Origin of the sequence: Aeromicrobium endophyticum (genome assembly GCF_003586285.1) — a bacterium.
Taxonomy (GTDB): domain Bacteria; phylum Actinomycetota; class Actinomycetes; order Propionibacteriales; family Nocardioidaceae; genus Aeromicrobium; species Aeromicrobium endophyticum.
In genome coordinates, this window is sequence record NZ_QUBR01000001.1 from 1912797 (window position 1) to 1924901 (window position 12105).

The 12105-nt window shown below is 68.8% G+C and carries 11 protein-coding genes; 8 read left to right on the plus strand and 3 right to left on the minus strand.

Annotation, left to right across the window (positions count from 1 at the left end):
• Positions 1-38 precede the first annotated feature (38 nt).
• Positions 39-1286 carry an endonuclease/exonuclease/phosphatase family protein gene (locus DX116_RS09510; protein ID WP_119703855.1) on the minus strand — a complete coding sequence of 416 codons (1248 nt, stop codon included), beginning with the start codon at positions 1284-1286 and terminating at the stop codon, positions 39-41.
• 231 nt (positions 1287-1517) lie between these two features.
• Between DX116_RS09510 and DX116_RS09515 the strand changes: the two genes are divergently transcribed.
• The 5 genes from DX116_RS09515 to DX116_RS09535 all read left to right on the plus strand — a co-directional run bounded on the left by DX116_RS09515 (position 1518) and on the right by DX116_RS09535 (position 5791).
• Positions 1518-2447: an asparaginase gene (locus tag DX116_RS09515; RefSeq protein ID WP_119703856.1), complete on the plus strand. Its 930-nt coding sequence runs from the start codon at positions 1518-1520 to the stop codon at positions 2445-2447.
• 80 nt (positions 2448-2527) lie between these two features.
• A complete protein-coding gene (locus DX116_RS09520) occupies positions 2528-2974 on the plus strand; it encodes a helix-turn-helix domain-containing protein (protein ID WP_119703857.1) in 447 nt (148 codons plus the stop codon).
• Positions 2971-3708: a DNA-binding protein gene (locus tag DX116_RS19925; RefSeq protein WP_158591959.1), complete on the plus strand. Its 738-nt coding sequence runs from the start codon at positions 2971-2973 to the stop codon at positions 3706-3708. Before DX116_RS09520 ends, DX116_RS19925 begins: the two co-directional genes overlap by 4 nt.
• Positions 3709-3779: 71 nt before the next feature.
• Positions 3780-4046 (plus strand): DUF2516 family protein, encoded by a 267-nt coding sequence (locus DX116_RS09530; protein WP_119703858.1) that lies wholly within the window; start codon positions 3780-3782, stop codon positions 4044-4046.
• A gap of 80 nt (positions 4047-4126) precedes the next feature.
• Positions 4127-5791, plus strand: a complete 1665-nt coding sequence (locus tag DX116_RS09535) for a BCCT family transporter (RefSeq protein WP_233556623.1) — start codon at positions 4127-4129, stop codon at positions 5789-5791.
• 27 nt (positions 5792-5818) lie between these two features.
• Here the strand turns inward: DX116_RS09535 and DX116_RS09540 are convergent, their stop codons facing one another.
• The gene (locus DX116_RS09540) at positions 5819-6112 is read right to left on the minus strand and encodes a hypothetical protein (RefSeq protein ID WP_119703860.1); all 294 of its coding nucleotides are present in this window, start codon (positions 6110-6112) and stop codon (positions 5819-5821) included.
• Between the two features lie 60 nt (positions 6113-6172).
• Between DX116_RS09540 and DX116_RS09545 the strand changes: the two genes are divergently transcribed.
• The gene (locus DX116_RS09545) at positions 6173-6796 is read left to right on the plus strand and encodes an alpha-ketoglutarate-dependent dioxygenase AlkB (protein ID WP_119704213.1); all 624 of its coding nucleotides are present in this window, start codon (positions 6173-6175) and stop codon (positions 6794-6796) included.
• Positions 6797-7935: 1139 nt separating this feature from the next.
• On the opposite strand, the gene typA is transcribed toward DX116_RS09545, so the two are convergent.
• Positions 7936-9801, minus strand: coding sequence for a translational GTPase TypA (gene typA, locus DX116_RS09550; RefSeq protein WP_119703861.1), 1866 nt, complete (start codon positions 9799-9801; stop codon positions 7936-7938).
• Positions 9802-9962: 161 nt separating this feature from the next.
• Here typA and DX116_RS09555 point away from each other — a divergent pair, with 161 nt between their 5' ends.
• Positions 9963-10418, plus strand: coding sequence for a MarR family winged helix-turn-helix transcriptional regulator (locus tag DX116_RS09555; protein WP_119703862.1), 456 nt, complete (start codon positions 9963-9965; stop codon positions 10416-10418).
• Positions 10415-12031, plus strand: a complete 1617-nt coding sequence (locus tag DX116_RS09560; RefSeq protein WP_119703863.1) for a DHA2 family efflux MFS transporter permease subunit — start codon at positions 10415-10417, stop codon at positions 12029-12031. Before DX116_RS09555 ends, DX116_RS09560 begins: the two co-directional genes overlap by 4 nt.
• Positions 12032-12105 lie beyond the last annotated feature (74 nt).

Here is a 12105-nt window from a genome sequence, read left to right on the forward strand (position 1 = left end):
GGCACCGCGCGAGAAGACCCGCGATGCCCCGTAGGAGGTCAGCCGATGCGCAGGTCGACCAGCACCGGGCTGTGGTCGGACCCGATGGGCTGCGCGAGCTTGCCCTTGGCGTCGAGCAGTGCGAAGTTGGACCAGCTGTCGACGCGCACCTTCCACGGGTCGACCCAGACCTTGTCGATGTGGTTGCCCCACTTGGCGCTGATCACGGGCGTGGTCCTGAAGCTGTTGTAGCTGCTCGTGTGCTGACCGGACAGCTTGCGGGCCATGTCGTAGGCGTCGTAGTACTTCGAGCCCTGCATGGGCGTGCGGGTCGAGTCGCTGGGCTTGGTCTCGCGGTGCGAGTTGAAGTCGCCGGCGTAGATGACGGGCAGGCCCTTGGTATTGGTCTGCTTGACCGTCGACAGCATCTGGTAGATCTCGGAGCGGCGGTAGTCGGCGGTGGCCTTGGTCTTGCCGCTGACCAGGTGGACGTCGACCATCATGAAGCTGCGCCCCGTGGCGCGCTCGACGAGCTCGGCCCACACGGCGTAACGGCATCCGGCGGCGTGGCGGCCGAGGAAGATCACTCCGGTCGGCAGGCCGGTCTCGGACGTCAGGCGGCAGCCGGTGGCGGGGTCGAAGGTCGTGCTGGGCGCGGCGCCGGGCGCGAGGTCGAAGCGCGCCGTGTTGTAGAACAGCCGCTTGGCGCTGTAGTGGACGGCCTGCGCGTAACCGTTGGGGGGGACGCTGAAGCGGCCGGCCTCCTGCGTCGCGACGACGTCGGCACCGGAGGAGGCCACGCGCTCGAGGACGCTGGACTGGCGCGTGGGCGACCACGGGTACGGCGCGTAGCCCGAGGTGTCGCAGACCTCGCTGCACACGTTGTAGGTCATGACGCGCAGGCGCATCGCGTTGGCGTCCGTGGTGCCCGGACGCAGGATGGTCGGACGGGCGACCACGCTCGACTTCGAGCCGCGCTTCTTGCCGTTGACCCCGCGCACCTGGAAGTAGTAGATCTTGCCGCGCGAGAGGCTCTTGATCGTGGACTTGCTCGACTTGGACTTGTAGACCTTCGCCTTCCTCATGGAGCGCGACGTGGAGACGAAGATCTCGTACTTCTCGGCACGACGTGCGTCCGGCCAGTCGAGCGACAGGCTCGTGCGGTTGCTGCCGGTGTCGTAGCCGCCCTTGACGAACGTCACGAGCCCGACCTTGCTGGGCTTCTTGGAGGCGGCGGACGCAGGCTGGGCCTGCAGCCCGGCGAGCACGAGGAAGCCGACCAGGGCGGCGGCGAAGGATCTGCGCATGGATGAACCTCTAGGTGGTGTCAGCTGATCGTCACGATGCGACAACACGCGTGCTGGTGGCCCCGATGGTGCTGGTGGTCGAGCTGGTGGCCGTTGCGACATCGCTGCTGACGAGACGTCTCGATCGGTGGGAAGGGACGGTCAAGCGGCCCGAGAGGACCAACCATCCCGTCAGGATAGGCGAGATCCCGTCATTGTTGAAGCGCAACCGTCCACGCGTAGGCTCCCCCCGTGGAGATTCTGGCCGAGGTCGTCCGTTCGGGGCTCGTCGAGAGCCGGCACCGGGGGGTCGCCGTGCGCGTCGACCCGGACGGTGAGGTGAGCTGGTCGCTCGGCGACCCGGGAACCGTCATCTTCCCGCGGTCGGCCAACAAGCCGCTGCAGGCGATGGGCATGCTGCGGGCCGGTCTGCCGCTCGACGGACGTCTGCTGGCGCTCGCGTCGGCGAGCCACTCGGGCGAGCCCTTCCACCTCGAGGGCGTGCGTGAGATCCTCGGCCTGGCCGGCCTCGACGAGACGGCGCTGCAGACCCCGCCGTCGTACCCGCTCGACCCGCACGTCCACGCCGACCACCTGCGAGCGGGCGGCGTGCGCGAGCCGATCTACATGGACTGCTCCGGCAAGCACGCCGCGATGCTGCTGACGTGCGCGGTCAACGGCTGGGACAGCACGACCTACCTCGAGCCTGACCATCCCCTGCAGCAGCTCGTCACGTCGACGTTCACCGAGCTGACCGACGGGCCGCCGTCCGTCGTCGGCGTTGACGGCTGCGGCGCGCCGCTGCTCGCGACGCCGCTGCAGCAGCTGGCGCGCGCGATCTCTCGCATCGTGCAGGAGCCCGCGGGCTCGCACGGCGCCCGTCTGGTCGGTGCCATGCGGGAGCACCCCGAGTACGTCAGCGGCACGGGCCGGGCCGAGCGGGCGCTCGTGCGAGCACTGCCTGGGCTCGTGGCCAAGTCGGGTGCCGAGAGCGTCTACGTGGTGGGCCTGACCGATGGCTCGGCGCTCGCCCTGAAGATCGAGGACGGGGGCGAGCGGCCGCTCTACGCCGTCATGGCACGGATGCTCGAGCTGGCGGGTCTGGACGCCCCGATCCTGCGCGAGCGGCCGCGCGTGCTGGGCGGCGGTCAGCAGGTCGGAGAGGTGCGCACGACCTTCTGACCTGCGGTGATGCGCGGTTGTGACCGAGGTCGCAAGCTGGTCTGCTTGCAATTGCTAACTTTTGCAAGCACCATGGAGACATGGCCAAGCTGAGCATGCACAGGACCGTCGAAGGACTCGGCGACTACCTGCGCGAGCAGCGTGGCCTGGCGCAGATGTCGCTTCGCCAGCTCTCCGAGCTGACGGACGTGTCGAATCCGTACCTCAGCCAGATCGAGCGCGGACTGCGTCGCCCGTCGGCAGAGGTTCTGCAGCAGATCGCGAAGGCGCTCAGGATCTCGGCCGAGTCGCTCTACGTGCGGGCCGGCATCCTCGATGCCGACGAGCACGGAGCCCGGATGGTCGAGGACGCCATCGCTCTCGACCCCTTGCTCACCGAGCGCCAGAAGGGCGCCCTGCTCGACATCTACCGCTCGTTCGTCGGGACCGACCAGGCCACCGACACCGAGCTGGCAACGACCGTGACAGCCGCCAACCACACGGATGCGTCCCGCCCGGGGACCGCACCCACCGAGGAGATCTCATGACCATCACCGACACCATCACGACGCAGGTCAAGGCCATCGTCGACGACGTCCGCGGGCTGCCCGCGACGATCAAGAGCATCGACATCGCCGACCTGCAGAAGCAGGCGCAGGAGTTCGCCCAGGTCGCCGTCGGCACCGCCACGAGCACCTACGTCGACCTCACCAAGAAGAGCGAGGACCTCGTCTCCCGTGCCAAGGGCCTGAAGGTCGACGACATCCGCAAGTCGGCCGACGACCTGTTCGACAAGGCCGAGGACAGCGTCGAGGACCTCGTCGAAGAGGCCCAGAAGCGTGCGTTCGAGTACGTGTCGGTCGCGAAGGCGCAGGTCACCAAGGTGACCTCGAAGGCTCCCACGACCGCCCGCAAGGCCGCCGAGACGGTCGACACCACCGTCAAGCGCACGCCCGAGCCGGCCAAGCGGGCCGCCGCGTCGAGCTCCACGACGTCCGCCGCGAAGAAGGCTCCGGCCAAGAAGGCGCCCGCCGCGAAGAAGGCTCCGGCCAAGAAGGCGCCCGCTGCCAAGAAGGCTCCGGCCAAGAAGGCGCCCGCCGCGAAGAAAGCTCCGGCCAAGAAGGCACCCGCCGCGAAGAAGGCTCCCGCGACGTCGACGACGACCGCTGCCAAGAAGGCGCCGGCCAAGACCGCCGCCACGGCCAAGAAGGCCGCCAGCAGCACGACGACCGCCGCGCCGACGGCGTCCGCGCCCAAGCCCGCGTCGACCGACAACGCCTGATCGACCGGCACGACCCGAGGCGGGCTCCCCAGCGGGGGGCCCGCCTCGTCGTTCCCCGGTAGCCTTCGGTCATGTTCGAGTTCCAAGGTGGCCTGACGCTGGTCCTGACGATCGCGCTGTTCGTGGTCAAGGGATTCGCGCTGGTCGACTGCGTCTCCCGCCGCCCGTCGCAGCTCGACTCGCTCGACACGCTGCCCAAGCAGACGTGGCTGATCATCCTCGGGCTGGCACTCGTGGCGCACGTCTTCTTCCTGTACCCGCTCAGCATCCTCAACCTCGTCGGAACGGTCGCCGCGCTGGTCTACCTGGCCCAGGTGAGGGGCTCGGTCAACCGCTGAAGTCGCGGTGCGCCCGCGTTGTCACGTAGGGTCGTGCGTTGCCGTCGAGAAGCGCGCGGCTCAACGATGGGGGACAAGAAGTGAGTGAGAACACGCCTACCTGGCGAGAACGCATCGACCCGGTGGTCTTCTACGTGACCGGGGCCATCGCCATCGCCTTCGTCATCTGGGGCATCGTCAGCACGCCCGGCCTCGGCAAGGCGTCCGGCACGGCCCAGGAGTGGGTGATCACCAACACCGGGTGGTTCTTCGTCCTGACGTCCACCTTCTTCGTCATCTTCGTGATCTGGCTCGCAGCCAGCAAGTACGGCCGCATCCCCCTCGGCGACGACGACGAGGAGCCCGAGTTCAAGACCGTCTCGTGGATCGCGATGATGTTCAGCGCGGGCATGGGCATCGGCCTGATGTTCTACGGCGTCGCCGAGCCGCTGTCGCACTTCGTCTCGCCGCCGCCGGGCACGTCCAAGGCCCAGTCCGACGAGGCCTTTCAGACGGCCATGGCGACCACGATGTTCCACTGGGCGCTGCACCCGTGGGCCATCTACGCCGTCGTGGGCATCGCGATCGCGTACGGCACGTTCCGGAAGGGACGCTCGCAGCTCATCTCGTCGGCGTTCCGGCCGCTCATCGGCGCCAAGGCAGACGGCCCGGTGGGCCGCGTCATCGACATCCTCGCGATCTTCGCGACCCTTTTCGGCTCGGCCGCGTCCCTGGGCCTCGGTGCCCTGCAGATCGGCAGCGGCCTGAAGTTCAACGGCTGGGTCGACGCCCCGGGCAAGACCGTGCTCGTCGTCATCATCGTCGTGCTCACGATCGCGTTCATCTTCTCGGCCGTGTCGGGTGTCGCCAAGGGCATCCAGTGGCTGTCCAACACCAACATGGTGCTCGCGCTGATCCTGGCGCTGTTCGTCTTCGTCGCGGGTCCGACGCTGCTGATCCTCAACCTGCTGCCCACCGCTCTCGGCGACTACGCCTCGCAGATGACCGAGATGGCGTCGCGCACCGCAGCCAGCGGCGACAGCGCCATGAAGGACTGGCTCGCGAGCTGGACGATCTTCTACTGGGCCTGGTGGGTCAGCTGGACGCCGTTCGTCGGCATGTTCATCGCGCGCATCAGCCGGGGTCGCACGATCCGTCAGTTCGTCACCGGCGTGCTGATCGTCCCGTCGCTCGTGAGCCTGGTGTGGTTCGCGGTCTTCGGCGGCACGGCGATCGACATCCAGCGCACCACCGGCAAGCTCGTCGACTCGGCCGGCGCGGTCAACACCGACTCGGCGCTGTTCCAGATGCTCGACCAGCTGCCGTTGGCATCCATCACGACGGTGCTCGTCATGGTGCTCGTCGGCATCTTCTTCGTGTCGGGTGCCGATGCCGCCTCGATCGTCATGGGCACGCTCAGCGAGCGCGGCTCGACCGAGCCGAGCAAGCGCTCGGTGGTGTTCTGGGGCAGCGTCATGGGCGGCGTGGCGGCGATCATGCTGATCATCGGCGGCGACGACGCGCTCAACGGGCTCCAGCGGATCACGATCGTCGCGGCCGTCCCGTTCGTCCTGGTGATGGCGGCGCTGTGCGTCTCGCTGTACAAGGACCTGCAGACCGACCCGATGGTGGTCCGGCACCGGCTCGGCGCTGAGATGGTCGAGGACGCCGTCCTGACGGGTGTCGAGGAGCACGACGGCGAGTTCGTCCTCGTGGTCGAGGCGGCCGAGCCGTCGGGGTCGTCGGACGACCGCGACCGCGATTGACCTGGTGTCGTCCCGTCCGTCCTCGCGTCAGCGGGGACGGGCGGGGTGCAGCCAGCGGGTGACGATGCGCAGGAGGTTGCCGAGCTCGGTGTCGGCGTCGACCTCGGCATGGGTGTCGCGCAGGGCGCGGTGGGCCGTCACGAGCCCTGAGAGCCATCGAGCGACGTCGTGAGCGTGGAGCTCGATGTCGATGTGGCGGTCGGCGATCGCGCGCGTGCTGAGGTCGACCAGCGCGGCGTCGGTGTCGGGGCCGAGGGGCCGGCCCGGGTCGACGGCGAGCCGCTCGACGAGGTCGAGCAGTCGGTCCCAGGCTGATTCCATGGGTCGAGCCTAGTGGCTGACCCACTAGAACATGTGTTCGACGAGGCGTATGCTCGTGCTGTGTCGGACTACTACCAGGGCTCGCTGCTCGACGTCGGGGCCGAGCCGGCCCTCGGCGCCCTGGCCCCGCGGCGCACGGTGCTCGGCGACGGGGCGTGGGTCGACGTCCAGCCCGGTTGGGTCGCGGCGTCCGACGAGCTCTTCCTGCGGCTGGAGTCCGACGTCGCGTGGCAGGCCGAGCGGCGCGAGATGTACGACCGCGTCGTCGACGTCCCGCGGCTGCTGTGCCACTTCGGCACCGGCGACCAGCTGCCCGATCCGTTGCTGCTCGAGGCGCGCGAGCGGCTGAGCGACCACTACCAGCGCGAGCTGGGCGAGCGGTTCGCCACGGCGGGGCTCTGCCTCTATCGCGACGGGCGCGACAGCGTCGCGTGGCACGGCGACCGCATCGGCCGCGGGCGCACCGACGACACGATGGTCGCGATCGTCTCGGTCGGCGCCGCCCGCCGGCTCTCGCTGCGACCGCGCGGCGGCGGTCCGCAGGTCGGCTTCTCCCTGGGCCATGGCGACCTGGTGGTCATGGGCGGCTCGTGCCAGCGCACCTGGGACCACGCGATCCTCAAGACCGCCCGCGCCGTCGGCCCCCGCATCAGCATCCAGTTCCGCCCCCGCGGCGTCCTCTGACCCACCCCGCCCCTACAGGGCGGTGAGTTGGCGTCCACGGCTGCCGCGATCGTGGACGCTGACGCACCGCTGGGTGTCCACAGGATCTGGCCAGACGCCGAGCATCCACAGCCCGGTCGGCCATCATCGCGGGCGGCAGGCGCAATGGCAGAGGGTGAGGCATGCCCTCGCCCACGCCGTTGCCGGTGCATCTGCTCGACCGTCCCTTCACCACGTACGAGGCGCGCGCCGCGGGGATCGGCGAGAAGGTGCTGCGAGGCAGGAGGTTCACACGCCTCTTCCCGCGCGTCTGGGTCGCGACGGCGCACGTCATGACGGATCTCGACTGGATCGCGGCCGCCGCTCTCGCGGTTCCGGCGCGTGCGCAGCTGAGCCACATCACACGCATCCAGGCGCTGGGTCTCGCCGCTGGACGACTGCGGCCGTTTCACTTCACCGTCGCCGGCGACCTTCACATAGCGCTCGACGACATCTTCGTCCACCGCACCGAAGTTCTCCCGCCGCTGGACGACGGCGGGGTCACGCCCGCGTCGGCGTTCGTGCAGGTCTGCTCATCTGCTCGTCTGATCGACGCGGTGAAGATCGGCGACTGGCTCCTCCACTACCGCTACATGACCACGGTAGAGCTCGCCGAGCTGGCGCGTCGGGACGCCTGGAGGCCCGGTGCTGCGCAGGTGCGACGAGTGCTCCCACTGCTGGATGCGGCATCCCGCTCGCCGAAGGAGTCCGAGACGAGGATGCTGCTGGTCCTCGCCGGGCTGCCAGCGCCGGAGGTCAACGTCGACCTCGTCATCAACGGCCGGTGGCTCGGCTGCGTCGACCTGCTCTACCGGCTGTGGATGCTGGTGCTGGAGTACGAAGGGCGGCAGCACGCGGAGTCGCGAGAGCAGTTCGCCAGGGACATTGCGCGGTACGCGGGATTTCGCGACGAAGGGGTGGCCTACCTGCAGATCACCAATCAGATGCTCAGCCGGCCGCGGGCCATGGTCGGACGTGTGTACGGCCTTCTCGCCGAACGCGGGTACGACGGGCCGCCGCCGGTCTTCGCCGATCGCTGGCAGTCGCTGTTCCGGCCCATCTCCGCACACAAGAACGGTGCGCTGGGGGAGTGGTGGACGCTAGGTCACCGCCCGGGGGGGTTACTTCTTGCCGCGGTTGGCGCGGTTGCGCTCGGTGGCGTCGAGGATGATCTTGCGGATGCGGACCGACGCCGGGGTGACCTCGACGCACTCGTCCTCGCGGCAGAACTCCAGCGACTGCTCGAGCGACAGCTTGCGCGGGGGCACCAGCTTCTCGAACTCGTCGGCGTTGGAGCGGACGTTGGTCTGCTTCTTCTCGCGGACGATGTTGATGTCCATGTCGTCGGCGCGCGAGTTCTCGCCGACGATCATGCCCTCGTACACCTCGGTGGCGGGCTCGATGAACAGCGTGCCGCGCTCCTGGATGTTGGTCATGGCGTACGACGTGGCCGCACCGGCGCGGTCGGAGACCAGCGAGCCCGACGGACGCGTCGAGATCTCGCCCGCCCACGGCTCGTACTTCTCGAACGTCTGGTGGGCGATGCCGGTGCCGCGCGTGTCGGTGAGGAACTCGGTGCGGAAACCGATCAGGCCACGGGCCGGCACGATGAACTCCATGCGCACCCAGCCGGTGCCGTGGTTGATCATCTGCTCCATGCGGCCACGGCGGACGGCGAGCAGCTGCGTGATCGCGCCTAGGTACTCCTCGGGGGCGTCGATCGTCAGGCGCTCCATCGGCTCGTGGATCTTGCCGTCGACCTCCATGGTGACGACCTGCGGCTTGCCGACCGTCAGCTCGTAGCCCTCGCGGCGCATCTGCTCGACCAGGATGGCCAGCGCGAGCTCGCCACGACCCTGGACCTCCCAGGCGTCGGGACGCTCGGTCTCGACGACCTTGAGCGACACGTTGCCGATGAGCTCGCGGTCGAGGCGGTCCTTGACGAGGCGGGCGGTGACCTTGGTGCCCTTCTCGCGTCCGGCGAGCGGGGACGTGTTGGTGCCGATGGTCATCGAGATGGCCGGCTGGTCGACCGTGATGAGCGGCAGCGCGACGGGGTTCTCGGGATCGGCCAGCGTCTCGCCGATCGTGATGTCGGGGATGCCGGCGATGGCGACGATGTCACCGGGGCCGGCGCTCTCGCCGGGCACGCGCTCGAGCTCCTCGGTGACGAGCAGCTCGGTGATCTTGACCTTCTCGATCGTGCCGTCGTGCTTCATCCACGCGACCTGGGCGCCCTTCTTGAGCGTGCCCTGGAAGACGCGGACGAGCGCCAGGCGGCCGAGGAACGGCGACGCGTCGAGGTTGGTGACGTGCGCCTGCAGCGGCGCGCCCTCGGTGTACTCGGGGGCCGGCACGGCGTCCATGATCGTCTGGAACAGCGGGATCAGGTTCTCGCTGTCGGGCAGGCCGCCGTCCTCGGGCTTGTTGAGCGAGGCGCGACCGGCGCGGGCCGAGGCGTAGACGACGGGGAAGTCGAGGGCGTCCTCGCTGGCGCCGTCCTCGAGCAGGTCGAGGAACAGCTCGTAGGTCTCGTCGACGACCTCGGCGATGCGGGAGTCGGGGCGGTCGACCTTGTTGACGACCAGGACGACCGGCATCTTGGCGGCGAGCGCCTTGCGCAGCACGAAGCGGGTCTGGGGCAGCGGGCCCTCGGACGCGTCGACGAGCAGGATGACCGCGTCGACCATCGACAGGCCGCGCTCGACCTCGCCGCCGAAGTCGGCGTGCCCGGGGGTGTCGATGATGTTGATCGTCACGCCGCCCTCGGGGGAGCCGGGGCCGTTGTAGCGGACGGCGGTGTTCTTGGCGAGGATCGTGATGCCCTTCTCGCGCTCGAGGTCGCCGGAGTCCATGGCACGCTCGGTGAGCTGGTGGTGCTCATCGAAGTGTCCCTGCTGCTGGAGCATGGCGTCGACCAGCGTGGTCTTGCCGTGGTCGACGTGGGCGACGATTGCGACGTTGCGCAGGTCGGAGCGAATGGGCATGCGAAAGAAGTCCTCAGCGTGGGGGAATGCTCGACAGAGACGGAGCCTTCCCATTCTACGGGTGCACCGCGTGCTGCGACGAATCGCGTAACCTCCCGTTCATTGCGTTGTGACAAACATTTCGTTCGCGCAATAGTTGCGCATGCGATAGTATTTCCGGCGTGAACAGCCACGACCGCCTCTTCGACGCCATCCACGGCTTCTTCGCCACGTGCATGGCAGCCGGCGACTCCGACACCGTCGACCACCTCGTGGAGATGGAGCTGTCCCTCAGCCAGGTCAAGGCGCTGTTCGTCCTGGCCCAGGCTCAGGAGCCGCTCCCGATCCACGTGCTGGCCGACCACATCCGGCTGTCGGTCGGGGCTGCGGGCCGCACGGTCGACCTGCTGGTGACGGCGGGCATGGCCGAACGACGTGAGAGCCCGGCCGACCGCCGGGTCAAGCTCGTCACGATCACGCAGGCCGGTCAGGACGCGACCGAGGCGCACCTCGAGCACAAGAAGGCTGCGATGCGCGCCCAGATCGACCGGCTCGACGCCGCGGAGGCCGACCGTCTCCACGACGCCCTCATCCCGCTGCTCCGCAGCAGCACCCTCGAACAGGAGCTCTCCGCATGACCACCGATCAACCATCCGTCGTCCCCGACGACGACAAGATCACCCCTGATCTGCTGAAGATCGCCGGCGTCGTCGTGCTGGGCGCGATCATGTCGATCCTCGACGTCACGGTCGTCAACGTCGCGCTGCCGACGTTCCAGACCGAGCTGTCCAGCAACGGCGAGCCGCTGTCCTACTCGACCGTGGCCTGGACCGCGACGGCCTACATGCTGGCGCTGGCCGCCGTCATCCCGCTCACGGGCTGGGCCGCCGACCGGTTCGGCACCAAGCGTCTCTACATGACGGCGATCGCGCTGTTCACGATCGGCTCCCTGCTGTGCGCGACGGCCTGGAACATCGAGGCCCTCATCGGCTTCCGCGTCCTCCAGGGCCTCGGCGGCGGCATGCTGATGCCGCTCGGCATGACGATCATGACCAAGGCCGCCGGCCCCCACCGCATGGGTCGCCTGATGGCGATCCTCGGCGTGCCGATGCTGCTGGGCCCGATCCTCGGCCCCATCCTCGGCGGCGTCCTGATCGACGCGGCCTCGTGGCACTGGGTCTTCCTGATCAACCTGCCCATCGGCATCATCGGCCTGCTCTACGCGCAGCGCGTGCTGCCCAAGGACGCGCCCGAGCCGAGCGAGAAGCTCGACGTGGTCGGCATGATCCTGCTGTCGCCCGGCCTCGCGCTGCTGCTCTACGGCGTCTCGTCGATCCCCGAGGAGGGCACCGTCCTGGCGCTTAAGGTGCTGCTGCCCGCGATCGTCGGCGTGCTGCTGATCGGTGCGTTCGTCTTCTGGTCGTTCAAGCCGCAGCACCCGCTGCTCGACCTGCGCCTGTTCCGCGACCGCAACCTCACGGTCTCGATCATCACGATGTTCCTGTTCGCCGCAGCCTTCTTCGGCGCGCTGCTGCTGGTGCCGACCTACTTCCAGCAGGTCGACGGCTACTCGGTCAAGAAGGCCGGTCTGCTGATCGCCGCGCAGGGCATCGGCGCGATGCTGACGATGCCGATCGCCGGTGCGCTGACCGACAAGATGCCAGTCGGACGCATCGTCCCGTTCGGCTTCCTCGGCATCCTGATCGGCGTGTTCGGACTCGCGCAGAGCACCGACCCGGGCACGTCCGACTGGACGATCATGGGCTGGCTGTTCATCACCGGCCTCGGCATGGGCGCCACGATGATGCCGCTGTTCACCTCGGCGCTCAAGACGCTCAAGGCCTCCGACGTGGCTCGCGGCTCGACGCTGCTCAACGTGACGCAGCAGGTCGCCAGCGCCACGGGCATCGCGACGATCTCGGTCGTGCTGACCAACGCCATGAAGAGCGGCGCGGTCATCGCGGGCTCCGAGCAGCTGCCGGGCGTCGAGGGCGGGCTGACGCCGGCCCAGCTGGCGGCCGGCTCGCACACCGAGCAGGGCAGCGGGCTGGTCGACGCGCTGGGCGTGCCGGCCAACGTGCTGGCGCAGGGCTTCCAGGACCTCGCCGACGCCTTCCAGTCGTCGTACTGGGTCGCCTTCTTCGTGCTCGTCGCGACGCTCGTGCCCGTGGCGTTCCTGCCGCGCAAGCGCGAGAAGTCGCACCTGCTCGACGACCAGGACGGCGCCACGCCGCCGATCATGATGCACTGACGCACCATTCACGACGGCCCCATCGGATCGCTCCGGTGGGGCCGTCGTGCGTCCGACGCTAGGTTGGGACGGCC